General features: G+C 35.2%; 23 protein-coding genes. 11 read left to right on the forward strand and 12 right to left on the reverse strand.

Annotation, left to right across the window (positions count from 1 at the left end; translation table 11 throughout):
• Positions 1-6 precede the first annotated feature (6 nt).
• Positions 7-1134 carry a methionine aminotransferase gene (locus ACFO7M_RS09180; protein WP_379735261.1) on the forward strand — a complete coding sequence of 376 codons (1128 nt, stop codon included), beginning with the start codon at positions 7-9 and terminating at the stop codon, positions 1132-1134.
• Between the two features lie 293 nt (positions 1135-1427).
• Complete coding sequence (locus ACFO7M_RS09185) at positions 1428-2309, forward strand: SDR family oxidoreductase (RefSeq protein ID WP_379735263.1); 882 nt, start codon at positions 1428-1430, stop codon at positions 2307-2309.
• 66 nt (positions 2310-2375) lie between these two features.
• On the opposite strand, the gene ACFO7M_RS09190 is transcribed toward ACFO7M_RS09185, so the two are convergent.
• Positions 2376-4346 carry a T9SS type B sorting domain-containing protein gene (locus ACFO7M_RS09190; protein ID WP_379735265.1) on the reverse strand — a complete coding sequence of 657 codons (1971 nt, stop codon included), beginning with the start codon at positions 4344-4346 and terminating at the stop codon, positions 2376-2378.
• Between the two features lie 255 nt (positions 4347-4601).
• Between ACFO7M_RS09190 and ACFO7M_RS09195 the strand changes: the two genes are divergently transcribed.
• The 6 genes from ACFO7M_RS09195 to ACFO7M_RS09220 all read left to right on the forward strand — a co-directional run bounded on the left by ACFO7M_RS09195 (position 4602) and on the right by ACFO7M_RS09220 (position 10020).
• Positions 4602-5366, forward strand: a complete 765-nt coding sequence (locus ACFO7M_RS09195) for a ParA family protein (protein WP_379714454.1) — start codon at positions 4602-4604, stop codon at positions 5364-5366.
• Positions 5367-5374: 8 nt separating this feature from the next.
• Complete coding sequence (locus ACFO7M_RS09200) at positions 5375-6271, forward strand: ParB/RepB/Spo0J family partition protein (protein ID WP_379735266.1); 897 nt, start codon at positions 5375-5377, stop codon at positions 6269-6271.
• On the forward strand, positions 6271-6828 hold the full coding sequence (locus ACFO7M_RS09205) for a DUF5683 domain-containing protein (RefSeq protein ID WP_379735268.1): 558 nt from the start codon (positions 6271-6273) through the stop codon (positions 6826-6828). Before ACFO7M_RS09200 ends, ACFO7M_RS09205 begins: the two co-directional genes overlap by 1 nt.
• Positions 6829-7006: 178 nt before the next feature.
• A complete protein-coding gene (dapB, locus tag ACFO7M_RS09210; protein WP_379735270.1) occupies positions 7007-7708 on the forward strand; it encodes a 4-hydroxy-tetrahydrodipicolinate reductase in 702 nt (233 codons plus the stop codon).
• A gap of 67 nt (positions 7709-7775) precedes the next feature.
• Complete coding sequence (gene lepB, locus ACFO7M_RS09215; protein WP_379735272.1) at positions 7776-9341, forward strand: signal peptidase I; 1566 nt, start codon at positions 7776-7778, stop codon at positions 9339-9341.
• Between the two features lie 67 nt (positions 9342-9408).
• The gene (locus tag ACFO7M_RS09220) at positions 9409-10020 is read left to right on the forward strand and encodes a WbqC family protein (protein WP_379735274.1); all 612 of its coding nucleotides are present in this window, start codon (positions 9409-9411) and stop codon (positions 10018-10020) included.
• A gap of 6 nt (positions 10021-10026) precedes the next feature.
• Here ACFO7M_RS09220 and ACFO7M_RS09225 read toward each other — a convergent pair whose 3' ends face one another.
• From ACFO7M_RS09225 to ACFO7M_RS09255, 7 genes are all read right to left on the reverse strand, one after another.
• A complete protein-coding gene (locus ACFO7M_RS09225; RefSeq protein WP_379735276.1) occupies positions 10027-11079 on the reverse strand; it encodes an endonuclease/exonuclease/phosphatase family protein in 1053 nt (350 codons plus the stop codon).
• 61 nt (positions 11080-11140) lie between these two features.
• On the reverse strand, positions 11141-12007 hold the full coding sequence (locus ACFO7M_RS09230; RefSeq protein ID WP_379735278.1) for a rhomboid family intramembrane serine protease: 867 nt from the start codon (positions 12005-12007) through the stop codon (positions 11141-11143).
• A gap of 2 nt (positions 12008-12009) precedes the next feature.
• Positions 12010-12627, reverse strand: a complete 618-nt coding sequence (locus ACFO7M_RS09235; RefSeq protein WP_379735279.1) for a rhomboid family intramembrane serine protease — start codon at positions 12625-12627, stop codon at positions 12010-12012.
• Positions 12624-14489: a DNA mismatch repair endonuclease MutL gene (mutL, locus tag ACFO7M_RS09240; RefSeq protein ID WP_379735281.1), complete on the reverse strand. Its 1866-nt coding sequence runs from the start codon at positions 14487-14489 to the stop codon at positions 12624-12626. Before mutL ends, ACFO7M_RS09235 begins: the two co-directional genes overlap by 4 nt.
• Before the next feature lie 117 nt (positions 14490-14606).
• A complete protein-coding gene (locus tag ACFO7M_RS09245) occupies positions 14607-15452 on the reverse strand; it encodes an alpha/beta fold hydrolase (protein ID WP_379735282.1) in 846 nt (281 codons plus the stop codon).
• A gap of 36 nt (positions 15453-15488) precedes the next feature.
• Positions 15489-16265 (reverse strand): zinc ribbon domain-containing protein, encoded by a 777-nt coding sequence (locus ACFO7M_RS09250; protein ID WP_379714485.1) that lies wholly within the window; start codon positions 16263-16265, stop codon positions 15489-15491.
• A gap of 3 nt (positions 16266-16268) precedes the next feature.
• Complete coding sequence (locus ACFO7M_RS09255; RefSeq protein ID WP_379735284.1) at positions 16269-17363, reverse strand: Nif3-like dinuclear metal center hexameric protein; 1095 nt, start codon at positions 17361-17363, stop codon at positions 16269-16271.
• A gap of 59 nt (positions 17364-17422) precedes the next feature.
• On the opposite strand from ACFO7M_RS09255, the gene lpxK reads away from it, so the two are divergent.
• Together lpxK and ACFO7M_RS09265 are read left to right on the forward strand one after the other, a co-directional pair.
• Entirely contained in the window at positions 17423-18454 is a 1032-nt protein-coding gene (gene lpxK, locus ACFO7M_RS09260) for a tetraacyldisaccharide 4'-kinase (protein WP_379735286.1), read from the forward strand.
• Positions 18426-19238: a purine-nucleoside phosphorylase gene (locus tag ACFO7M_RS09265; RefSeq protein WP_379714492.1), complete on the forward strand. Its 813-nt coding sequence runs from the start codon at positions 18426-18428 to the stop codon at positions 19236-19238. The genes lpxK and ACFO7M_RS09265 overlap by 29 nt, the downstream gene beginning before the upstream one ends.
• Here ACFO7M_RS09265 and ACFO7M_RS09270 read toward each other — a convergent pair.
• The 3 genes from ACFO7M_RS09270 to lipA are packed head-to-tail and all read right to left on the reverse strand — an operon-like array spanning position 19225 to position 23363.
• Positions 19225-21426, reverse strand: a complete 2202-nt coding sequence (locus ACFO7M_RS09270; RefSeq protein WP_379735287.1) for an ATP-binding protein — start codon at positions 21424-21426, stop codon at positions 19225-19227. The two genes, ACFO7M_RS09265 and ACFO7M_RS09270, sit on opposite strands and share 14 nt — an antisense overlap.
• Positions 21427-21457: 31 nt before the next feature.
• Positions 21458-22462 (reverse strand): type I glyceraldehyde-3-phosphate dehydrogenase, encoded by a 1005-nt coding sequence (gene gap / locus ACFO7M_RS09275; RefSeq protein WP_379735289.1) that lies wholly within the window; start codon positions 22460-22462, stop codon positions 21458-21460.
• A gap of 28 nt (positions 22463-22490) precedes the next feature.
• Entirely contained in the window at positions 22491-23363 is an 873-nt protein-coding gene (lipA, locus tag ACFO7M_RS09280; RefSeq protein ID WP_379735291.1) for a lipoyl synthase, read from the reverse strand.
• Positions 23364-23602: 239 nt separating this feature from the next.
• Between lipA and ACFO7M_RS09285 the strand changes: the two genes are divergently transcribed.
• Positions 23603-24394, forward strand: coding sequence for a hypothetical protein (locus tag ACFO7M_RS09285; protein ID WP_379735293.1), 792 nt, complete (start codon positions 23603-23605; stop codon positions 24392-24394).
• A 62-nt stretch (positions 24395-24456) separates the two neighbouring features.
• Here ACFO7M_RS09285 and ACFO7M_RS09290 read toward each other — a convergent pair whose 3' ends face one another.
• Entirely contained in the window at positions 24457-25275 is an 819-nt protein-coding gene (locus ACFO7M_RS09290; protein WP_379714505.1) for an energy transducer TonB, read from the reverse strand.
• Positions 25276-25289 lie beyond the last annotated feature (14 nt).

The following is a 25289-nucleotide window of genomic DNA, read 5'->3' on the forward strand; positions in this document are numbered from 1 at the left end:
ATTCAAATGTCCAAACTACCTAACGTAACAGCCAGTATCTTTTCGGTAATGTCCCAATTAGCCAATGAACATGGCGCCATTAATTTGTCTCAAGGATTTCCCAACTTTCCAGAAGACCCACGTTTATTGCAAATAGCGGAAGGTCTACTGACTTCAAACATCCATCAATATACACCGATGACCGGTTTACCATCGTTATTGGAAAAAATAGCCCTTCAAACCTATAAACAGTACCAACGAAAAGTCAATACCGCTACCGAAATGCTGATTACCGCCGGAGCTACGCAAGGCATTTATACAGCTATAAACGCGTTGATTGGTAAGGATGATGAAGTGATTATTTTAGATCCGAGTTATGACAGTTACGAACCTTCGGTACTGGTAGCAGGCGGAACACCGGTAAGAGTTGCACTGAATTCAGATTACACACCGGATTTCAATCGAATTGCATCGGCAATAACCGCCAAAACCAAAATGATTGTCATTAACAATCCGCACAACCCCACAGGCAGAATTTGGACTCTTGCCGACTTTGAAGCCTTTGAATTACTACTAGAGAAGCATCCGCAAATATTTATCTTAAGCGATGAGGTGTATGAATACATAACGTTTTCGCAAACCCATATTTCCTGCAATACTAGAGAAAAGCTACAACACAGAACGATTATTGCCTCATCTTTTGGGAAGTCATTGCACGTTACCGGATGGAAAGTGGGCTATCTCATTGCTCCCGAAAACCTTATGGTGGAGATAAAGAAAGTACATCAGTTTTTGGTCTTCAGTGTGAACAGCTTTGGTCAGCATACCATTGCGAGCTACTTGGATGTAGTCGACTTCAATGAAATAGCGACAATGTACCAACAAAAAAGAGACTTATTCCAATCACTGATAAAAGACAGTCGGTTCGAATTAATGCCTTGTGATGGCACCTACTTTCAAGTGGTGAGTTACAAAAACATTACTACCGCAAATGATGTGGATTTTGCCAAAGAACTGATTACAAAACACGGTGTAGCTGCAATACCTATTTCGGTATTTTACAATGATACTACCGACAGACAAATGTTGCGCTTCTGCTTTGCTAAAACCGACGAAACCTTGATAGCTGCAGCCGAAAGACTCAATACAATCTAATTTACAGCCATAAAAAAACACCAACATTAAGTTGGTGTTTTTCCGCTGAACTACCGAAGTTAGTATAGAGATGGTTAGTTTAGAAGTAGTTCAGCTAAGTTTTTGATCTACTAACACAGTCCAATCCAATTCCTTTCCTTTCTTATATAGAGAACAAATTATTTTAAAAGGTTGGAATGGCCACTGATTTTTTTTATTACTGCAGGATAAATTGTTGTATACCAACTGAAAATCATCCCTAGTGGTTTGATAATTTTAGTAACTTTACGCTAGATCAAAAAAAACAAAGAACTATGAATTTTTCAGCAAAAATGCTTCGTGATAATGCTTTAGCAGACAAAGTAATTGTAATCACCGGTGGTGGTAGTGGATTAGGGAAAGCCATGACCAAATACTTTATGGAATTGGGTGCCAAAGTTGCCATAACGTCGCGTGATTTAGACAAACTAAAAACCACCGCGCAAGAATTGGAAACAGAAACTGGTGGAAAATGTCTCCCTTTACAATGTGATGTTCGTCATTACGATCAGGTAGAAGCCTTGTTAGCCGAAGTACTCAAAGCCTATGGCAAAGTAGACGTACTTTTAAATAATGCGGCTGGAAACTTCATCTCTCCTACCGAAAGATTATCCGCCAATGCTTGGGACACTATTATCGATATTGTTTTAAAAGGATCCAAAAACTGTACATTGGCCTTTGGAAAACATTGGATAGATAAAAAACAAACCAACACCAACGTTCTGAATATCGTCACCACTTATGCATGGACAGGTTCTGCCTATGTGGTCCCGAGTGCAACTGCAAAAGCAGGTGTATTAGCCATGACACGCAGTTTGGCCGTGGAATGGGCAAAATATGGTATCCGAACCAACGCCATTGCTCCTGGACCATTTCCTACCAAAGGTGCATGGGACAGATTATTACCAGGCGACTTGAAGGATAAATTTGACTTAGCGAAAAAAGTACCTTTAAAACGTGTGGGAGACCATCAGGAACTGGCTAATTTAGCCGCTTACTTGGTTTCAGATTTCTCAGCATATGTCAACGGTGAAGTCATCACTATCGACGGTGGTGAATGGTTACAGGGTGCAGGACAATTCAATCTTTTAGAATCGGTTCCCAATGAACTTTGGGACATGCTCGAAGCTATGATTAAATCGAAAGGGAATAAGTAAATATTATTATAAACAAAAGGAAAACGAAAATACCGTTTTCCTTTTGTTTATCTTGTATTAAATCTTTTATCTTTTTAAAGAAAAATGACCTTTAACATATTCTTTTTCATTATTCTTTTTCACAACAAACCAATAGTCACTGGAAGGCAAATCCCTTCCTTGGTATTTTCCATCCCACCCGTCATTCCCATTCAACATCTTCAGTAATTTACCATATCGGTCATAAATAAAGATCTTAAAATCATCTCTTGACTTATCAAAATTTATGTTCCATACGTCATTGTATCCATCGTTATTTGGAGTGAAAAAATCAGGGTAATTCAAAATCGTAACACTTTTTACTTGATAATTACAATTGTTCAAATCCTTTACGGTAATCGCATAGTTTCCAGGTTCCAAATGAGAAAACCTAGGGCTATTCTGAAAACTAAACCCATCAATGGAAAATTCATAATTACCATTTTGGGTCGGTACCACTTCGATAGAGTTATCATTATTACTCCATTCCTTTGTAATGAAAGATTGAATTATAGTTTCGACCTTTTCTCCTTCGATATAATTGATAAAAAAATCAGTAGTAGTAAAACATTTGGATACTTTATTCTTCAAATTCACATAAAAATGATTCGACTGGGTATTTAGTTCTACCGGCATTAGAATGCGGTTCAATTCGTTTTGAGCATCGAAGAGCGTTAAGTAATAGTGAATTTCGAAATCACTTGCTGGACGATTCTGGATCACTTTTGGATTTAAAGCTTTCAAATCAAATGTACTTGAACTTACTGGGGAGTTGGCACAAACAGTAGTATCAGGAATTGCATTTAAAACCGGACTTTGATTTACCTGTAGCTCAAAATCAAACACCGAAAAACATCCTGTTGTAGTATTGGTAATTCGTGAAAACACCTTTTGATACTCGCCGATTAAAGTAAACACATCCGGATGTCGATTATTATCTTTTTGAGCATCATCCGCATTCAGGTAATAATGAACTACTACATTATTTTGTCCATCTTTAATAAGGTTATCCGTCAACTCTCTAACATTAAATACTTTTGAATCACAATTTGTAAGTGGAGTCGGCTTTATAAATCGTGGTGGTATATTTACTATCAAATCCACAGGTACGATAACCGATTGATTTGTAATTGTATTCAACACCGACACATAAACAGTTTGCCCGCCAGAAACCGTATTAAACCATAAATTAGGCAAAGGATTTTCATTGTTAGTTGCATTGTTTTCTGTTTCAAAAACATTAATTTTAAATGCTACAGCTTCGTTTTGACCTGCAGCACCATACCACAAATCTGAAGTAGAAGGATTATATACCACTGTAACTGTCTGCATAGTTGACTTATCAATTTTATAAAGACTTGAAACTGTAACTCCGTAAAGATTTCCTAATTCGCTTGCCAAGCCAAAAGTATTATCAGGAATCCTTCCTAAATCAACATAGCTTTGAAAATTATTGTTACTATCAAGCGTAATTTCATACAATCGGCATTCAAAATTTATTCTCCACGCGACATACATTTTATCACCAACAATTACAAAATCTCCTGCTGCAGTTCCTTGACCGAAATCATGCCAGATTTCAACACGGTCATAACTCCTTTCTTTTGCCTGATATACTTTAGTATCAAAACCACCCAAATACATATTTGATTTTGTGTCGAATGAAAGCGCCGTAATCGATCCAGAAAAGCCGTAATCGTAGAGTAATTCTGGCTGACAGTTTACCTTATTTATCTTCTTAACATTCCTTCCGATTGCCACATAATAATCATTATTTTGACTGATAGCAATATCTAACAATGAGTTCATCACCGAGGTTGAATAAACACATTTTGTAGAAATTGCTGGGTTTACATCTAAATCCGACACAAAAAGTACTCTGCCGTTTTTTGTAGAAATATACACCCCTTTTTCTGTTGATAATTGGTTTGAATATTGATCCAAAACAACTTCTTTTATCCTTGAAAAATCGATTGCAACTTGTCCGTCAAAATCATTATCACAATAAGAATATTGCATATTACTTTTTTGGATTTTTACAATTTCGCTTTTAGTAAAATCTTTATTTGGTTTGGAAAACTTCTGAGAATGTATACTAGTAGAAAACAAAAACAACAGCAATACCAATGCTTTATAACAATTCATTATTTTTTAATTTTGCGCAAATTTACCACTACTAAGTTAAAATTCATAAAGTTTTCAGATTGTTGACAAAATAGATTTTCAAAACCCATAAATAGTTGTATTTTTACGGCTCAAAATTTCAAAAATCAAATGGGCAAAATCATTGCAATTGCTAATCAGAAAGGTGGTGTTGGAAAAACAACTACTTCTATCAACTTAGCAGCCGCTTTAGGTGTTTTAGAAAAAAAAGTATTACTTATTGATGCTGATCCTCAGGCAAATGCCACTTCAGGATTGGGTATTGATGTGGAAAGTGTTGAAACCGGTACTTACCAAATTTTAGAGCATAGTAATACTCCTGAAGAAACTATCATTAAAAGTTCGGCTCCTAATGTAGATGTCATTCCGGCACACATCGACCTTGTTGCTATCGAAATCGAATTGGTAGACAAGGAAAACCGCGAATATATGCTTAAGAAATCATTGGAAAGCGTGGTGGACAAGTACGATTACATCATTATCGATTGTGCTCCATCATTGGGACTATTGACACTTAATGCATTAACAGCAGCCAACAGTGTTGTAATCCCTATTCAGTGTGAGTATTTTGCATTGGAAGGTTTAGGTAAATTACTAAACACCATCAAAAGTGTACAGAAAATTCACAATCCTGAATTAGACATCGAAGGCTTATTGCTAACAATGTACGATTCTCGTTTGCGATTATCCAATCAAGTTGTGGAAGAAGTACAAAAACACTTTAACAATATGGTTTTTGAAACCGTAATTCAGAGAAACATCAAACTAAGTGAGGCGCCTAGTTACGGAGAAAGCATCATCAATTACGATGCTACCAGTAAAGGAGCAACCAATTATTTACACTTAGCAGAAGAAATCATAAAGAAAAATAGTTAATAGAGAATATGGCATTGGCAAAAAAACAAGCAATGGGACGTGGATTATCAGCGTTATTAAAAGATCCTGAAAACGACATCAAATCAGTATCGGATAAAAATGCAGATAAGGTAGTAGGAAATATCATTGAATTGGAAATTGAATCAATTGAAATCAATCCTTTTCAGCCAAGAACCAATTTTAACGAAGAGTCTTTACAAGAATTAGCCACTTCGATCCGTGAACTTGGAGTTATCCAACCTATAACGGTTCGTAAGATGGACTTTAACAAATACCAACTAATTTCAGGAGAACGCCGTTTACGTGCTTCCAAAATTGTGGGTTTAAAAACGGTTCCGGCTTACATTCGTTTAGCGGATGACAACGAATCGTTAACTATGGCATTGGTAGAAAACATCCAACGCCATGATTTGGATCCAATCGAAATCGCCTTATCGTACCAACGTTTAATGGATGAAATTCAATTGACTCAGGAACAAGTAAGTGACCGTGTAGGAAAAAAACGTTCTACAGTGGCCAACTATATGCGCCTTTTAAAATTAGATCCAATCATTCAAACAGGTATTCGTGACGGATTTATCTCTATGGGTCATGGGCGCGCCATCATCAACGTTGACGATCATGATGCACAAACCGATATCTACCAAAAGATTGTTAGCGAAAACTTATCTGTACGTGAAACAGAAGCATTGGTAAAAGCGTACCACGAAGGAACGCCGGAAAAACCATCTACAAAAACCACTACAGTTGCATTTGAAATAAACAATGATGACCAAGAGGTATTCAACACCTATTTTGGAACAAAAATCGATGTAAAAATTGCTTCAAATGGTAAAGGTAAAATTACTATTCCCTTCAAGTCTGAAGAAGATTTCAACAGAATCATCAAATTGATCAAAGGGTAGTGAAATATTGGTATTACATACTACTTTTCTGCGCTTTGTTCGGTAACTTTTCAGGATACAGCCAGGAAGAATTGAACCTAAAAGCCTCTGACACTATTGAAAACAAAATCAATCCTTTAGCTCCTTCTAAAGCCGCTTTTTTATCGGCAGTACTTCCAGGCATGGGACAAGTATACAACAAGCGTTATTGGAAAGTTCCAATTGTATGGGGCGCCATGGGAACGGGTATTTATGCCTATTCTTGGAACAAAAAAAAGTACGAAAGCTACAGAACTGAGTACAAGAAAAGATTAGCAAACGACCCGGATCTTAATCCAAAATACACTCGATTGAGCAATACTCAGTTGATTGACGCCCAAAAATACCATCAAAGGAATAAAGATTTATCACTTTTAATTACTGTAGGCTTGTACGCATTGAATATTATCGATGCCAATGTAGATTCGCATCTCAAACAATTCAATGTCAATGGAAAATTGACAGTGAAACCCGAAATCCAACAGAACGAATTCAGTTCCAAACAAAATATTGGTTTATCCTTACATTATAATTTTTAATTATGGAAAGAACAAGAATAATAATCCTATCTATTTTGTTTCTTGGCGCTACCTGCAGATATTTCTCTCAGGACAATAGTGCAATTAGAACGATAGATTTTGTACAAATTTTTGTAATTGGACTACTTTGCGGATTACTTTCTTTCCTTCTTATCAATAAATTCAAAAGAAACAAAAAATGAAAATAGCTTTACTGGGATATGGCAAAATGGGCAAAGTAATCGAGCGCATCGCTTTAGAACGCGGACATGAAATCGTTTTACGCAAGTCAAGCTCATCAACATTCGAAGGACTTGAAAATGCAGATGTTGCTATCGATTTCAGTGTTCCTGACAGTGCCGTTTGTAACATCTCTGAATGTTTTGCTACTAATATTCCAGTTGTGTGTGGTACTACCGGTTGGCTGGAGCATTACGATGAAATAGTCGACCTATGCAATGAAAAAAATGGAGCTTTTATATATGGTTCGAATTTTAGCTTAGGTGTAAATATTTTCTTTGAATTGAATTCTTATTTAGCCAAAATGATGGCAAATTTGAAAGAATACAAAGTATCTATGGAAGAAATTCATCATACGCAGAAACTGGATGCTCCAAGCGGAACAGCGATTTCATTAGCGGAAGGTATAATTAACAATTCTGACTATTCAGGTTGGACATTGGAAAATCCGACTGATAATCAAATTCAGATTGAAGCCAAACGTATTGAAAACATTCCCGGAACACACAGCATTTTTTACGATAGCGCAGTAGATCAGATTGAGATCAAACATACAGCCCATAGTAGAGAAGGCTTTGCTTTAGGTGCCGTAATTGCTTCCGAATGGTTGTTTGGAAAAAAAGGAGTTTTTACTATGAAAGATGTTTTGAATTTAAAATAAAAACACACACTAAAAGCAACAATTTAATTTTAATAGAAGTAAATCGTAACCGAATAAATACAAAAAGATGACAGCATTACAATGGTTTATATTTTTCCTAGCACTTCAAATCATTCACGGTTTAGGAACATGGAAACTATATCAAAAGGCAGGTAGAAAATCATGGGAAGCTTTTATTCCTGTTTACAATTCTATCATTTTAATGAAAATTATTAATCGTCCAACTTGGTGGACTGCGCTATTGTTCATACCGGTAATCAACCTAATTATGTTTATTGTCGTTTGGGTAGAAACCATTAGAAGTTTTGGCAAAAACTCCACAACAGACACTTTATTGGCAGTAGGAACTCTTGGTTTCTATACCTACTATATCAATTATGCAGTAGATGTAACATACATTAAAGACCGTAGTTTAGTAGCCAAAACACAAGTAGGCGACACGATCAATTCTATTTTATACGCTGTGGTAGTGGCAACTTTGGTTCACACCTATGTAATGCAACCATTCAATATCCCAACATCTTCATTGGAGAAATCATTGTTAGTCGGTGATTTTTTATTCGTAAGTAAATTCCATTACGGCGCGAGAACTCCAAAAACTGCAGTCGCATTACCAATGGTTCACGATAGCTTATTCATAGTTAAAGGAAAATCCTATTCAAGTTGGCCTCAATTGCCATCATTCCGTTTACCTGGGGTTCAAAGCATAAAACGTAACGATATCGTGGTATTTAACTGGCCTGCAGATACTGTATATTTCTTCAGAGATCCTTCAGGAAGACACATAGACAAACCGTTAGACAAACGTTCCAATTATGTAAAACGTTGTGTTGGATTACCTGGAGACAACCTTTCAATCAAATCAGGTGAAATTTACATCAACAATAAGCGAATTGCATTACCCGAAAGAGCCAAAACACAATATTCTTATTTTGTTACTACCGATGGCACTTCTTTAAACAATTATGCAGAATATTTACTTAATGAATTAAAAATCACTGATGGAATTTATCAATCAGGAAAACCAAACGAATACATATTTGCAGCTGTAACAGAAGAAAACATCGCTAAAATAAAACAAATTCCCATCATCAAATCAATTGTCAAAAGGATAACACCTGCACCACAAAAAATCGACAAAGGAATCTTCCCACACAATCAAAAATGGTCGCAAGATAATATGGGACCAATTTATATTCCGGAAGCTAACAAAACAGTAGCGATCAACAAAGAAACACTTCCGCTATACCGAAGAATAATAACCATTTACGAAGGCAATAAACTGGAAGAAAAAGGAGGCAAAATCTACATTAACGATAGAGAAGCGATTAATTACACCTTCAAACAGGATTATTATTGGATGATGGGAGACAATCGCCATAACTCTGAAGACAGCCGTTACTGGGGGTTTGTGCCTTTCGATCATGTGGTTGGAAAACCTGTATTTATCTGGTGGAGTATTGATCCTAATGTTCCATGGAGTAAAGCCATTGATAAAATTCGTTGGGATAGATTATTTTGCACTGTAGGTGGAGATGGTGAACCAACATCGTACTTCAAATATTTTCTAATGGCACTTCTTGCATGGTTTGGATACGACTGGTACAAAAGAAAAAAAGCAAAAAAAGCATAAAGAATACTAAATAAACAGAAATGCTAAATCAACACAATGGTTTAGCATTTTTTAAATACTAATTACAATGGACTTACTTATACATCCAACCTATTTCCCTTCAATAAGTCATTTTGTTGCCATTGCACAATCCAATTCGGTAACTTTTGAAATGGAAGACAACTTCCAGAAACAAACCAACCGAAACCGAATGTATATTTACAGTCCAAATGGCATTCAGTTACTGAATATACCAATCAAACACAGTAAAGAAGTACGTCAAAAAACCAAAGATGTTAAGCTAGAAACTGCTTTTGATTGGCAAAAACAACATTTCAAGTCATTAGAAGCCGCTTATCGCACTTCACCTTTCTTCGAATTTTACGAAGATGCCATCCAGCCTATTTTCACTAAAAAGCATACCTTTTTAATGGATCTTAATTTAGAAACCATTGAAATCGTAAAAAAATGCTTGGGTTTGAATTTTGAAGCGCAAAAAACCATAGAATACTTTCATGAAGTTAGTCAATACGAAGATTTACGCGTTTTAGCAAATGGAAAGAAAGATACCACAGTATTCGAATCCTACTCACAAGTTTTTGAAGAAAAACATGGTTATTTGAACAATTTGAGCATTTTGGATCTTTTGTTTAATGAAGGAAGATACGCAAAAGAATATCTTTTAAATCAAAAGCTATAAATAGAATTACTCCACCGCCACACGTGTCATAATTGGCATGTGGTCGGAGTTAATAAAGTCTGGAAAATTTTCAAAACTTTTCACGCTCATCTTATTATCGGCAAAAATATAATCGATTCGAGCAGGATAATGTTTGAAATTATAGGTTTTCCCAAATCCTGTACCTGCTTCTTCAAAACAGTCCTGCATATTGCCTTTAATCACTCTGTATACATAAGAGAATGCACTATTATTCATATCCCCACAAACAATTAGTGGATAACTGCAAGTCCGCTTGTGCTCCATAATAATTTCCGCTTGTTGCTGTTGCTTTGTAAATCCATCACTGATTCGCTTCACAATGAGTCTAGAATCTTTTTGTTTTATCCCTTCAACATTTTCAGAAATATCATTGACATCTGGAGATATTTTAAGTGATTCCAAATGCAAATTATAAAATCGAACAATATCCTTACCAATTTTAACATCGGCAAAAATGGCATTGTTATTTGAGTTTGGAAAATCAATTTTACCTTCATTTACAATTGGAAATTTAGAAAAGATGGCATTACCCGTTTTAATTTGATCTCCATCCATGAAAATAGCGCGATAAGGGTAAATTTTCAAATCAATTTTTGCAGAAGCAGAGGTAGAATATTCCTGAATGCATAACACATCAGGATTCTTTTCATTCACAAATTCAAGAATATCTTGCGCCACATTTTCTCTTGGTATCCAATTAAAAAGATTTAGCAATCGTACATTGTAGCTCATTACCACAAAATCCCTATCAGTAGCTACCTTTTCTTTACTGGAGAACTTGTAATATTTATTAATGAATGTTATTCCTAAAATTAATACCAACCCGGAAAGAATCAACTGTCTCTTAAATTGTATAAACCAGTACACAAAAAACAATGCATTAATGATCAAAAACAGCGGAAGTATTAACGTTAAAACCGATAAAAAGGGAAACCAATTTGGAGCAAGAAAAGGTAAAACATAAGCAACGAAAGTCAATATAGTAAGGACTATATTGAAAAAAAACATTACTTTATTAAACCACGAAAGGTTCTTCATTACTTACTCTCTACTCTATTACTATACAAATAAACGATTTTTTTGTCAGAAAAATTAAACGTTACTTACCCGCTTTGAACAAAAACTCCTTTTCTTCTTTGGTAAGACTATCATAACCTGACTGACTAATTTTATCCAAAATCTCGTCTATTTGTTGTTGGCTTTTATCTTTTGTTACAACTCTTGATGTCGATTTAGCTGAATCTGACTTTACGTTTTTATGCACTTTCTTGAATGGAGTAGATTTTCTTCCTGAAAACAAACCTACTACGGCATCTAAAAGCCTATTGAATCCAAAAGTCAAATCAGTTCCTGCTTGCAAAGTTTTAATATATATAAAGCCAAACAAAGCGCCACCAAGATGCGCCAAATGACCTCCAGTATTCGCTAGTTGAAAATTTAAAATATCCAATGCAATAATAATTGTAGCTGTAATATACCAAAGTTTAATATGCCCCAGTAGAGGCAAATGCACCATCATTAAAGGCTGATAAACCGTAACCGCTACCAAAACAGCCATTACAGAAGCAGAAGCACCTACCAATACTCCAAAATTTTGAAGCAACAAGTAACCTATTACAAAAACAATTCCTGCGAATGCTCCTCCTAAAATATAAACTCCTAAAAGTTGTTTCTGAGTAAAAAAAGTTAAAAACAACCTACTAGCAAATGTCAGGGCGAACATATTCGCTACAAGATGAAAAAAACCACCGTGAAAAAATTGGTAGGTAATTAAAGTCCACGGAAAAATCAGTGACCTATTATAATCTGAATTCAGAGACAACCAATCGGGTATCTCGAAAACACCTTTCTGAAAACTATAAAAGAAGGGTATTGACACTAGAAATGTAAAAACACAAATCATGATAATCTTAATCGAGATATCCCCAATTTTAAATTCAAGTTTCAAATCTTCAAAAATACTCATAACTAATTCCAGCGACGATTATTAAACGAATTTTTCTTCCAATACCACATCATTATAAAACCAATCAAAGCTCCACCTAAATGCGCAAAATGCGCCACACCGGTTGAACGGCTAAAAAATGACGAACCATAAAAACCTAATAGATAATCTATTGACAAAACTATAGGTACAAAATATTTCGCTTTTATAGAAACAGGAATCAGCATTAGTCCCATTCGCGACTCAGGAAACATGAATGCAAATGCCGTCATCAAACCATAAACTGCTCCAGAAGCACCTAATACTAAAGCAGCATCAATTCCATTCATGTAAAAGATACCGTTTTGCAACAATCCTGCTCCTAAACCACAAGATATATAAAAAAACAGAAATTTTTTTGCACCCCAAATGTATTCTAGTGCCGAACCAAATGAATACAATGCCAGCATATTAAAAGCAATATGCCGAATATCAAAATGCATAAACATATTGGTTACTAACTGCCATGGTCTAAAAGCTTCGTTTTGAAACGGAACCAAACCCAAATGCACATAGGCTAAATCACCTATCAGCCAAGTTCCTACGAAAAAAATAATATTTATAATCAACAGTTGTTTTACTGTTGGTGACATTGGTATCATATACTAAATTTTTTATCTAAATCTTCTACACTCAACGTGATAAAAGTCGGTTTATTAAATGGAGAAACCGAAGTTTCTTTACAAGCAAATAAATTATTTACTAAATTTTCTTGTTCTTTTTCAGAAAGATATGTTCCCGTTTTTACTGCTAGACTTTTAGCCATCGATTTTGCCATACTGTCCATCTGACTAAAACTACTATCTGGAATTTCATCTTGTAAATCGGCGACCAATTGTTCTAAAACGATTGACGCTTCACTTTCAGAGATCGTTACAGGTAAACCCGAAATTTCAATAGCATCCTGACTGATTGAATCAAAAACAAATCCAGTATTTTCCAAAGAAGGAATAAGCTCACGTAGTAAAACCATTTCATTTCCGGAAAAATAAAGCGTTAATGGGAACAACAACTGTTGGCTGTTCGCTTGATGTACAGTAATATTCGTTAAAAACTGTTCATACAACACACGTTGGTGCGCTCGTTGCTGATCAATGATTAACATACCCGATTTGATTGGACTTACAATATATTTTTTATGAATTTGATACGTTGCTGTTTTCGTTTGTTCAATTTCATTATCATTGAATAAAGAACTTGTCACTACATCCGATTCAAATTGCATTTCCTGTGGTTCTGATTCGAAAGTCTCTTTCAAACCAACATACAAGCTTTCCCAATGCGGCTGTGCCTCTTTTTTTGGTTTAAAAGAAAAATTACTACTACCGCCACTTGATACGTTTGATTTTTTCTCCTCGGCAAATGGATTGAAAGTGCTATCTACCTGTATTGTTGGATATTCAACAGACTTACTCTGATAATCGTAAGGTGTATCTAATGTTGCATCTCTATCAAAATCCAATACCGGAGCTACATTGAACTGACCTAAACTATGTTTCACCGCTGAACGCAAAATTGCATACAAAGCATGTTCATCGTCGAATTTAATTTCTGTTTTGGTAGGATGGATATTGATATCAATAGTATGTGGCGGCACTTCCAGGTATAAGAAATAACTAGGTTGAGCACCATCCTTTAACAAACCTTCATAAGCAGCCATAATAGCATGGTGTAAATAACCACTTTTAATAAAACGATCATTCACAAAAAAGAATTGCTCACTACGATTCTTTTTGGCAAATTCGGGTTTCCCAATAAAGCCATTGATCGTTACTATATCTGTTGTCTCCTGAACGGGAACAAGTTTTTCATTGGTTTTACCTGAAAAAATTGCTACGATGCGTTGACGCAGATTGGATTGCGGCAAATTAAACAATTCGCTACCATTATGATATAAAGTAAAATGAATATTCGAATGCGCCATCGCTACACGTTGAAACTCATCAACCACATGCTTTAATTCGACTGTATCGGATTTCAGGAAATTACGTCGTGCAGGAATATTAAAAAAAAGATTCTTTACTGAAAATGAAGTTCCTTTGGCCAATACAGCAGGTTCTTGCGAAGTAAACTTACTTCCTTCTATAACCAAATGCGTTCCTAATTCGTCTTGATCCTGTTTGGTTTTCAACTCGACATGTGCAATTGCGGCAATAGAGGCCAAAGCTTCACCTCTAAATCCTTTGGTATGCAAATCAAATAAATCTTCAGCTTTGCGAATTTTTGAAGTCGCGTGTCGCTCAAAACACAAACGAGCATCGGTTACACTCATTCCTTTTCCATTGTCAATTACCTGAATTAATGTTTTTCCAGCATCTTTACAAATTAACTTTATATCGGTTGCTCCGGCATCAATGGCATTTTCCATTAATTCTTTCACCACAGATGCAGGTCGCTGAACCACTTCTCCGGCAGCAATTTGATTGGCAACATGATCAGGGAGTAATTGTATTATACTTGACATTGAAAATTATAGATTTTGACATTTGCGCTAACAGTTATCAGCGCTTCCTTGACAAATTTAAGGAAAAGGAATGGGTTTTAATAGCCAATAAATTCTTAATTATTGACAATCTGCTACTCAATTATCAAATAAAAACTGGTAAATATTCTCGTAAAGATTGTCATCATGCATACTATGTCCAAGTCCTTTGGTTTCAATCAACTTTGCATTAGTCCAAACTTCGGCAATTTTTTTAGCTTCATTAATGGACACCACAGTATCATCAACATCATGGGCAATCAAACCTTTCGTCGTAATTACGGAAGCAAATTTTCGCCCTGAAAAGTCTTCTAGTTTTTGCTTGTATCTTCTCGCATATTTCTCTTCCAAATCTTTGGCAATACGAGAGTTCAAACTAAGAATATTGATATAGTTTTTTAAAATGATTGTAAAATCACTTGGTGCACCTAATATGACCATTTTCTTAATATCTTCATTGGGATACAGATACTGATAGTACAAACAAGTTTTCCCTCCTATTGAATGCCCAATCAAATATTGCGGTTTGTATTTATCAACTGTTCTATGAATAAATTCAGCATATTGAGGAATACTAAATTCCTTCCCACCTGACAATCCGTGTGCAGGTCCGTCTATAGCGATAATCGTTGAACCTGATTTTTTTAAAAAAGGAAGAATATTGGCCCATCGCGAAGCATTACTTTCCCATCCGTGTACCAAAAGAATTTTGTTTTCGTTACCTTCCCAAACGTAAGCTTGAAAATTACAACCTTCGTGTTCAAAAGTTTCCGAGGTGACATTTTGCAGAATTGCCGGCATATTTTCTTTGGAAATCTTACCTTCACGTGGTTCACTAAAAAGCTGAAAAGCCAATCTAACAGCCTTTTTTGGAGACAACAAACCCATCAGGTTTATATACAACCCGATTGATTTGGTAAATAAAAAATAAGTAACTTTTTTCATAAAAAAATCCCGATGCAAAATCGGGATTTAAATTACTTATATTTTCGCAAATAATTGCTCCATTTTTTCTTTTTCTTCATCAGCTAAAGCAGTGTCTACTAAAATTCTTCCACTGTGTTCGTCAGTAATGATTTTTTTACGAGACGCAATTTCCATTTGTGTTTGCGGAGGAATTGTGAAGAATGAACCTGCTGAAGCACCACGCTCAATTGACACAACTGCTAAACCGTTACGAACACTTGAACGAATACGTTTGTAAGCATTCAATAAACGCTCTTCAATTTGTGCTTGGTATTCTTCTGATTTTTCAGTTAAGAATTTTTCTTCTTTTTCAGTTTCAGACATAATTGCGTCTAATTCTGATTTTTTATGCTTTAAGTGAGTTGATTTAGCCTCTAATTTTTCTTTTGATTGCGCAATCACTTCTTTTTTGTGTTCAATTGAAGCTTTCATCTCGCGGATGTGCTTTTCAGCCAATTGAATTTCCAATTCTTGAAATTCTACTTCTTTAGTCAAAGAGTTGAATTCACGATTGTTACGTACTTCTTTTTGCTGAGTTGTATATTTTTTAATAGCTTCTTTGTGCTCATCAATAGCATTTTTCTTTACTTTGATTTGCTCTTCGATGCTATCCAAATCAGTTTTAAGTTTCTCTAAACGAGTGCTTAATCCCGCAACTTCGTCTTCTAAATCTTCCACTTCAAGAGGCAATTCTCCTCTTACGTTTCTAATTTCGTCGATTCTAGAATCTATTAATTGTAAATCATACAACGCTCTTAACTTTTCTTCAACGTTCAATTCTTTTGTTGCCATATTTTATAAGTACTTAACTGGATTTGTATTTATTTGAGATAAAACGATTGCAAAATTAGGAATTTTTTTCGTAAGATAATCAACTATATAATTTTTTGTGTAACGTTCACTTTCAAAATGTCCAATATCGGCCAATAAAATCTTGTTTTCTGCTTCGTAAAAATTGTGGTACTTCAAATCGGCTGTCAAATACGCATCAGCTCCGGCTGCAATCGCATTCTTAATTGCATAACTTCCAGAACCGCCCAAAACAGCAACTTTCTTAATTTTTTTTCCTAAGAAACCAGTATGACGAATTCCACCACACTCCATTTTATCCTTCACCATCATAAGAAAATCAACTTCATTCATATCCTGAGTCAATTCTCCTACCATCCCTAAGCCAATATTTTGATGATTATTTTGCAGCTCGTATATTTCATAAGCTACTTCTTCATATACATGGTTTGAAAATAAAGCTTTCAGAATTTTAGACTGCAAATATTTCTCAAAAGTCACCTCAATCTTAATTTCTTCCGCTTCCACAAACTCAAACCGCTCACCTATTTCCGGATTACTGTTCTCGTTACCCATATACGTTCCGATACCTTTCGAATTAAAACTACAATCTTCATAGTTCCCAATTTTTCCGGCTCCGGCATCGAACAAAGCGTTGCGCAATTTTTCCACATTTTCAGGAATGGTATAAGTAATCAGTTTTTGAATAAAGTTTTGTTTTGGCACCAAAACCTTCGTATTTATTAAACCCAAAGCATCACAAAAAATTTTATTAACTCCCGCTTTATGATTATCCAATGCAGTATGTACGGCATAAATGGCAATATCATTCTTTATTGCCTTAAGAATAGATCTTTCCACATAATTTTTACCGGTAATTTTTTTGATGCCCGAAAACAAAATCGGGTGAAAACAAACAACCAAATTGCATTGCTTTTTGACAGCTTCATCAATTACAGCCTCCAATGCATCATGACACACCAAAACACCAGTTGCTTCAGCATTTGAGTCGCCAACCAGCAAACCAACATTATCAAAATCCTCGGCATAGGCCAAAGGAGCCATTTCTTCAAGTATCGAAAGTATTTCTTTTATTTTCATATAACAAATTAACGAATAAACCCATCAACTAAAAAATAAAAATTAGTTACTTTCGTACTATGAATTTACTTAGAAAATTACTTTTCCCTTTCGCGATTCTCTATGGCTGTATAACCGGAATCCGTAACTTTTTTTTCGATAAAGGTATTCTAAAATCCTACTCGTTTGATATCCCCGTAATTGCCGTAGGAAACTTAAGCGTTGGCGGAACTGGAAAAACACCTCAAATAGAATATTTGATCCGTTTATTATCTAAAGAGTATAAAATCGCAACATTAAGCAGAGGTTACAAACGAAAATCAGAAGGTTTTGTTCTTGCAGATAAAAAGGCAAATGCAGAAACAATAGGTGATGAACCTTATCAATTTTTTCAGAAATTTCCCGAAATTCAAGTCGCTGTTGACGCCAACCGAAAGAACGGAATAGAACACTTCTTATCACAAAACAATAAACCGGAAATTATACTATTGGATGATGCTTTTCAGCATCGAAAAGTCAAAGCAGGATTTTATATTGTATTGACTTCCTATGATGATTTATTTTATAATGATTTTATCTTACCTACAGGAAATTTAAGAGAAAGCAGAAGTGGCGCAAATCGCGCTGATATTGTTATTGTAACAAAATGCCCACCAAATATTTCACTTCAAGAACAAGAGAAAATAACACAAAAAATTCAACACTATTTACATCTAGAACAACCCGTATATTTTAGTTATATAGCTTATGATGACTACTTATTCTCAGAAATAGAGTCGATCAATTTGAAAAATTTTCAGGTTGTTGATAAATTAGTGGTCGCAGGAATTGCAAAACCCGAACCTTTTTTTGCATATTTGCAGGCTGTCAAAAAATCAACGATGGTATTTCCGGATCATCATCATTTTACGGAAAAAGACATTCAAACGATTCTGGAAACAGCAAATGGAAGAAAAATTGTTACAACCGAAAAGGATTTTGTACGTCTAAAAGGAAAATTACCCATTGACCAATTATACTACCTGCCTATAAAATCATCGTTTGTAACCAGTAGTAATGAATTTGATAAAAAGATTTTAGAGTATGTGGGAGCAAGTACAGGAAACCGTTGATTACATTCAAAACAAAACAAATTTTTCACCCGAATATGGGGTGATTTTAGGTTCTGGTTTAGGTGGATTTACCGATGACATTGAAATTGACTATATTTTATCCTATAATGAAATTCCGAACTTCCCTGTATCTACAGTTGAAGGACACAAAGGCGCTTTGGTATTCGGACATATTCACGGAAAAAAAGTAGTAGCTATGCAAGGACGTTTTCATTTTTATGAAGGCTATAGCATGAAAGAAGTAACTTTTCCGGTTAGAGTAATGAAATATTTGGGTGTTGAAAAATTGATTGTTTCAAATGCGTCTGGAGGCGTAAATCCAAATTACAAAGTAGGTTCAATCGTGATCATTAAAGACCATGTAAATATGATGCCTGAGCATCCATTACGAGGAAAAAATGACTCTCGTTTTGGTCCACGTTTTGTAAACATGAGCGAACCTTATAGCCGTAAAATGATGGCTAAAGCGAAAGAAATTGCCGAAGAATTAAACATCCATGTTCAAGATGGTGTGTATTTAGGACTACAAGGACCAACATTTGAAACTCTTTCAGAATACAAAATGGTTAAAGCATTAGGATGTGATTGTGTGGGTATGTCAACCGTTCCTGAAGTTATTGTAGCGCGTCACATGGAATTGGAAACTTTTGGAATTTCTGTGATTACCGATATGGGAGACGCAGAAAACATCGATTCGATTACTCATGAAGAAGTTTTGGAAGCAGCACGCGAAGCAGAACCGCATGTACGTCGATTAATCAAAGAATTAATTATGCAATATTAGGCTCAGCCATTAAGTTAATCTCGATAATTTTATAAAAGTTATCGGGATTAAATGGCTTAGTGATTACATCGGTCATACCGAAAGACATCAACATTTCCCTATTTTCGTTTAGCGAAATAGCTGTTAAGGCAATAATTGGCGTAACATTATCAAACTTCCTGATTTCTTCTGTTGCTATAGTCCCATTAATTCCTGGAAGATGCACATCCATCAAAACCAAATCGTATTTATTATTGCGCATCATTTCAATAGCATCTTCACCCGTTTCACAAAGCTCTGCAATCATTTGCTTTTTCTCAAGGATTTTCTTAGTAATCATTTGATTGATTTTGTTATCCTCAACCAATAAAATTCTCTTGTTGATGAATACTTTTTCATCGATAATTTCATTTACGTTTTTCATAACAATTGCTTCACCAATTTTAAAAGTTAAGTCAAAATAAAAAGTCGAACCTACTCCAACTTCACTTTTCACATTGATTTTACCATTCATTAATGCCACTAGTCGTTTTACAATAGTCAAACCCAATCCTGTTCCGCCGTATTTTCTATTAATTTCAACAGAACCTTGAGAAAAACTATCAAATATCGATTGTTGTTTTTCAAGTGGTATACCAATTCCGGTATCCTCTACTTTAAAACTCAACTTACAATTCCCATCTTCTATATTTACCAAATTGGCATTAACTACAATTTTACCATTTTGGGTAAATTTAAGAGCATTATTGATTAAGTTGATAAAAATCTGAGACAACTTGGTAGGATCACCAACAAGTACTTGTGGCACTTCATCCTCAATTTTCAGTATAAATTCATTATTATTCTGACTTGCCTGTTCTTTCAGCGAATTTTTGATATTTTGAAGCAATTCACGAATATCGAAGTTAATTTTTTCAATTTCAATATTATTCGATTCGATTCGGTTAATTTCGAGGATATCATTAATATAAGTCAACAAATAATTCCCTGAAAACTTCAGTGATTTGAGGTATTCGATTTGATTTGCTTTAGGCTTTTCCTCTAGAAGAATATGTGTAATCCCATTGATGGCATTGAGAGGAGTTCTCAATTCATGACTCACTGTTGAAAGAAACTCTGCTCTGGCTTTTGATGCTTTTTCAATTCGTTCTTTAGCCTCTTCAAGTTCCATATTTTTTTCACGGAGCAATTCATTGGATTTATTACGTATGATATTGTTTTTATACAAAGACAAACTCAACAAAGACAAAATAGTGATTAATGCGATACTGAGAATATTAATCAGCTTGGAGAATTTCCCCGCTTTTTCTTGTTCTTTCTTCTCTTTGTCCAATTTTTCCATATCACGCATGATATCTCCGACTTTCACACGTTCAGAAAGTAGATTTTGCTTTTTGGTCGAAGCAATTGCGTCTAAGGAATCCTTAAGTTTTAAATGAATCTTCAAAAAAGCCAGAGAATTCGAAGTTAAAGTCATCTGATCGTAAAGCTCACTGAGTTTTTTTGCCACTTTCAATTGCTGCTCAACATTATTATTGACGACACTAAGTTCATACGCTTTGTTCAAATAATTCAAAGCCGAACTATTTTCTTTTTCTTTTGTTTTAAGGACGCCCAATTGGTAAAAAGCTTCCGATTTAAGATTAAAAGTATCCTTACCGTTGGACAAATAAGTCAGTTCAGTAAGTGCGTTTTCAGCAGTTTTTAATTCTTTTTTTTCAATATACAGCAAAGCCTTTTGAAGGTTTACCATATTTTTACCATTTTTCAAATCGATACTTTCATAGACCGAATTCGCTTTATTAAAATACGACTCGGCTCTACTGAAATTATTTTTCTGCATATAACAAATACCAAGATTGTAATATGCTAACGCCAGCTTTGCATTAGGTTCGATTGTATTATAAACAGATACAGCCCGTATCAATTTTTCAATAGCTTCGTCATATTTTTTCAGATCGATATAAACGATTCCGAGTGTGTAGTAACTATTGGCTAGATTGGAATTGTTTTGTGTTTTTTTCGAGTAAAGAATTGCTTTATTCGCATTTTCCAAAGCCTTATCAAAAACTTTATTATTCTTGTAATAAATTGCAGTTTCGGTGTAGTAAAAAGAACTATCAATAATAGCCTCGTCCTCGAATCTATTGGATGCAAATCCCAATAAACAGAACAAGCTAAAAAGAAAAATTAAGGACTTTTTAAACATAGAATTGTGCGCAAAAACTCCCTAAATATACTTATTTTTTGTTAAAGTGGTCAATTAAATCAATAATTCGTGAGGAATAACCAATTTCATTATCATACCAACCTACAACCTTAACCATTCTATCGATCACGGAGGTCAGTTGTGCATCAAACACACAGGAATGTTGATTCCCTAAAATATCAACGGAGACGATCGGATCTTCGGTATAGGCTAGAATTCCTTTGAGACTGCCTTCTGAAGCTATTTTAAAAGCCGTATTAATCTGCTCTATAGTAACTTCGTTTTTGACATTAAAAGTAATATCCGTTAAAGAACCATCTGGAACCGGTACGCGAATACCACAGCCTCCCATTTTACTATCCAATTCTGGAAAAATTTTGGTCAATGCTTTTGCTGCACCAGTTGTCGTTGGCACAATAGACTGTGCTGCACCGCGAGCGCGACGCAAATCTTTATGAGGTTGATCGTGTAAACTTTGATCGGTTGTATACGAATGAACTGTGGTTATGTAAGCTTGTTCAATACCGCAAAGATCCTGAATAACTTTAATCATTGGAGCAGCATTATTGGTCGTACAACTTGCGTTCGAAACAATCTTTTCCGTACCGTCAAGAATATGTTCATTAACGCCCAAAACGACCGTTTTGATTGAATCGTCTTCGGGTGGCGCAGAAAGCACCACTTTCTTGGCTCCCGATTTCAAATGTTGTTCTGCCAGATTGTATTTTAAAAATTTACCTGTAGATTCAACAACCAAATCAATAGATAAATCCTTCCAATTTAGTCCGTTGATCTCTTTTTCATGAAAGAAGGCATATTTTTTATCGGCAACTATTATTGAAGTTTCATCATACGAAACCGACAAAGGCAAAACCCCATGTATACTATCGTATTTCAACAAATGAGCCATTGTTCTATTATCGGCTATATCATTTATAGCCACCACATCAATGGTAGGATGATTCAACAACAAGCGGAATAGATTTCTTCCGATACGGCCAAAACCATTAATAGCAATGCGTGTTTTTTGACTCATTTACGTATGAAATTCAGTATTGAACTAATTAAAGAATGTGTTTTTGGGCATGGTAAGAAGAACGAACCAATGCGCCACTTTCCACGTGACGGAATCCTAATTCCTTACCGACTTGCTCATACTTTGCAAATTGTTCTGGCGTGATGAACTCTTTAACTGGAAGATGTTTTTTACTTGGCTGCAAGTACTGACCAATAGTAACGATATCCACATTGGCCTCGCGCAAATCTTTCATGGTCTGTATAACCTCTTCTTCCGTTTCACCCAATCCCAACATGATGCCGGATTTAGTTCTACGAATACCTTGCTCTTTCAAATATTTCAAAACCGCTAAACTGCGGTCATATTTTGCCTGAATACGCACTTCACGAGTTAAACGTCGAACAGTTTCCATGTTATGTGAAACAACCTCTGGATTTGCCTCGACAATACGATCAATTATGCGCTCTACTCCTTGAAAATCAGGAATCAACGTTTCTAATGTCGTTTCAGGATTCATTCTACGGATAGCTTTAACCGTTTCCAACCAGATAATAGAACCCATATCTTTTAAATCATCACGATCTACACTAGTAATAACCGCATGTTTAATTTTCATGATTTTAATAGAACGGGCAACTTTTTCGGGTTCATCCCACTCGACATCCTCAGGACGTCCAGTTTTAACACCACAAAAACCACACGAACGCGTGCACACATTACCGAGAATCATAAAGGTAGCTGTTCCCTCACCCCAACATTCTCCCATATTTGGGCAACTTCCCGAAGTACAGATAGTATTCAGTTTGTATTTATCAACCAATCCTCTGAGTTCAGTGTATTTTTCACCAATTGGCAATTTAACCTTCAACCATTTTGGTTTTCCAGTAGGTAATATGTTTGATTGTGTAGCTGTTTCCATAAAAACAATTTTGCAATGCAAAGATATGGAAAGATTGATGATTAATCAGTAGACAGTCTATTTTTATGATTTTTTTGACTTTCTGTTCAATATTATCTGTAAACTTTAATTTTCTTCTACTCAACACACTTCAAATCCAAAAAAAGTATAAAATAAAAATTAATACAATGGTAAAATCAAAACAATATAATTTGGATAAGAATTATATTATTTTTGTAAGAAATTTAATATACTTTATTATGAAAAAAATTACATTCATTGTTGTTGCACTAACAACATTATCTTTCGTACAAGCAATTGCTCAGTCAGCCCAACACCATTTAAATTCGGCAATAGAATCGACAGAAAGCATCAGAACCAGTGTCGTTACATCTAAAACAGCGGTAAATCAATTAACAAAAGAAATTGCGATAATTGGCAATCCGAATGCCGTATTATTCAACACTAAAATGATGGATCAAATCAATTCAGTTCAAAATAATGTAGATGACACCGATTATTATGTCAATGAAGCAAAAAACGTATCAGTCATTCCTTTCAGTTCACAACCTATCAACGCTTTAACTGCAGACTTGATCAATTTAAACGACGAATTAATTAGACTTACCTATCAAATTGAAGAAGCGTTGAACAATAACAATAACACTACTGCTTTAGATCTTTTACCACAAGTAACAGCTGTTTTGAATGCGCAAGACACGAGAGCTATTGAAGTAATCAACACCATTCAAAACCTAAAACAAACGATTAAAGTATTCAACGTATGTATTCAGACTGTAGATTACCAAGGCAATCCGGTTCCAGGAGATGATTTACACGGATTTTGGGCACAAAACCTTGCTACTGGTGAATACATTTACCCAACCAACCAAGAAGGCAACTGCTTTGAAAACCTTCCAGCTGGAACATACCGATTCGATTCTTATAACGGATATTGGAGTGGTACTTCATCAACAGATGTAATACTATCAGAAAGTCTTGAAAATTCAAACGGAATCATCATAGTTAGCTTGACCTATTGGTCAGAATAAAACACAAAAAAAGCCATTCAATTCTAGCGAAAAGAATGGCTTTTACAATTGGTGTTTAGATCTTATTGCAATTTCACTACAATTGGCAATGAATATTGTGTTCTAACCGGTTGACCTCTGTAAACTCCAGGTTCCCATTTCGTTTTAATCGATTTTAGCACACGGATAGCTTCTGCATCGAGTCCATGGCCCGGATTTTTAGGTACAGTTATATTGGTAAGACTTCCGTCTTTTTCCACTACAAAGAAAACCACAACACGAACTGTTCTTTCTTCATCCAATTCAGGTGTTCTGAAACGATTTCCCACAATTCTTAAAAACTCATCAATTCCACCAGGGAAAAGAGGATTTTTTTCAACCATAGAAGGAGTTGCAATTAAAGTTCCGTTATCAACTGGCGTCTCTACAAGTGCATTTCCTTGACCAGTTGTATTAGAGGTTCCTGATCCAGCTACAGCATTAGGATCATTAGTTGTTTCTTTCCCGACATCTTCAGGTTTTGTATATTCTGTATCCGGAGCAACTTCTGCATTAACAACCACAGGATTAGTTAATGTTTCGGTAGTTATAGGCGCTTGAGAAGAAGACTCTTTCGGTTGTTTAATAAATGGCAAAATATCTTCTTTAGGCTCTTCCCACTTTGTAACCCTTATTTCATCATCAATGACATCAATGGGTTTTTCTGGAATAACATCATCAGTAAAAGAACTAAATAAAATTGGCAACATTGCTAATCCTGCAAGAAAAACCAAAGCACTAAAAAATGCTTTCGTTGTTGTAGCTCCTTGTTCTTTTCTCAGTTGGTACGCTCCGTACTCTTTGTTTTTTCCTTCAAAAACGAGTTCTAACCACTCGGCTTTGTTAATGTTTAGCTTAGACATAATTTTCGGTATTT

The organism is Flavobacterium sp. GCM10023249, assembly GCF_042653365.1.
Lineage (GTDB): Bacteria > Bacteroidota > Bacteroidia > Flavobacteriales > Flavobacteriaceae > Flavobacterium.

What these genes read in the sequence shown, in the direction of transcription:
- ACFO7M_RS09180 (WP_379735261.1), top strand. Translation starts at nt 7, where the DNA reads ATGTCCAAACTACCTAACGTAACAGCCAGTATCTTTTCGGTAATGTCC.
- ACFO7M_RS09185 (WP_379735263.1), top strand. Translation starts at nt 1,428, where the DNA reads ATGAATTTTTCAGCAAAAATGCTTCGTGATAATGCTTTAGCAGACAAA.
- ACFO7M_RS09190 (WP_379735265.1), bottom strand. Translation starts at nt 4,346, where the DNA reads ATGCAATATTCTTATTGTGATAATGATTTTGACGGACAAGTTGCAATC.
- ACFO7M_RS09195 (WP_379714454.1), top strand. Translation starts at nt 4,602, where the DNA reads ATGGGCAAAATCATTGCAATTGCTAATCAGAAAGGTGGTGTTGGAAAA.
- ACFO7M_RS09200 (WP_379735266.1), top strand. Translation starts at nt 5,375, where the DNA reads ATGGCATTGGCAAAAAAACAAGCAATGGGACGTGGATTATCAGCGTTA.
- dapB (WP_379735270.1), top strand. Translation starts at nt 7,007, where the DNA reads ATGAAAATAGCTTTACTGGGATATGGCAAAATGGGCAAAGTAATCGAG.
- lepB (WP_379735272.1), top strand. Translation starts at nt 7,776, where the DNA reads ATGACAGCATTACAATGGTTTATATTTTTCCTAGCACTTCAAATCATT.
- ACFO7M_RS09220 (WP_379735274.1), top strand. Translation starts at nt 9,409, where the DNA reads ATGGACTTACTTATACATCCAACCTATTTCCCTTCAATAAGTCATTTT.
- ACFO7M_RS09225 (WP_379735276.1), bottom strand. Translation starts at nt 11,079, where the DNA reads ATGAAGAACCTTTCGTGGTTTAATAAAGTAATGTTTTTTTTCAATATA.
- ACFO7M_RS09230 (WP_379735278.1), bottom strand. Translation starts at nt 12,007, where the DNA reads ATGAGTATTTTTGAAGATTTGAAACTTGAATTTAAAATTGGGGATATC.
- ACFO7M_RS09235 (WP_379735279.1), bottom strand. Translation starts at nt 12,627, where the DNA reads ATGATACCAATGTCACCAACAGTAAAACAACTGTTGATTATAAATATT.
- mutL (WP_379735281.1), bottom strand. Translation starts at nt 14,489, where the DNA reads ATGTCAAGTATAATACAATTACTCCCTGATCATGTTGCCAATCAAATT.
- ACFO7M_RS09245 (WP_379735282.1), bottom strand. Translation starts at nt 15,452, where the DNA reads ATGAAAAAAGTTACTTATTTTTTATTTACCAAATCAATCGGGTTGTAT.
- ACFO7M_RS09250 (WP_379714485.1), bottom strand. Translation starts at nt 16,265, where the DNA reads ATGGCAACAAAAGAATTGAACGTTGAAGAAAAGTTAAGAGCGTTGTAT.
- ACFO7M_RS09255 (WP_379735284.1), bottom strand. Translation starts at nt 17,363, where the DNA reads ATGAAAATAAAAGAAATACTTTCGATACTTGAAGAAATGGCTCCTTTG.
- lpxK (WP_379735286.1), top strand. Translation starts at nt 17,423, where the DNA reads ATGAATTTACTTAGAAAATTACTTTTCCCTTTCGCGATTCTCTATGGC.
- ACFO7M_RS09265 (WP_379714492.1), top strand. Translation starts at nt 18,426, where the DNA reads ATGTGGGAGCAAGTACAGGAAACCGTTGATTACATTCAAAACAAAACA.
- ACFO7M_RS09270 (WP_379735287.1), bottom strand. Translation starts at nt 21,426, where the DNA reads ATGTTTAAAAAGTCCTTAATTTTTCTTTTTAGCTTGTTCTGTTTATTG.
- gap (WP_379735289.1), bottom strand. Translation starts at nt 22,462, where the DNA reads ATGAGTCAAAAAACACGCATTGCTATTAATGGTTTTGGCCGTATCGGA.
- lipA (WP_379735291.1), bottom strand. Translation starts at nt 23,363, where the DNA reads ATGGAAACAGCTACACAATCAAACATATTACCTACTGGAAAACCAAAA.
- ACFO7M_RS09285 (WP_379735293.1), top strand. Translation starts at nt 23,603, where the DNA reads ATGAAAAAAATTACATTCATTGTTGTTGCACTAACAACATTATCTTTC.
- ACFO7M_RS09290 (WP_379714505.1), bottom strand. Translation starts at nt 25,275, where the DNA reads ATGTCTAAGCTAAACATTAACAAAGCCGAGTGGTTAGAACTCGTTTTT.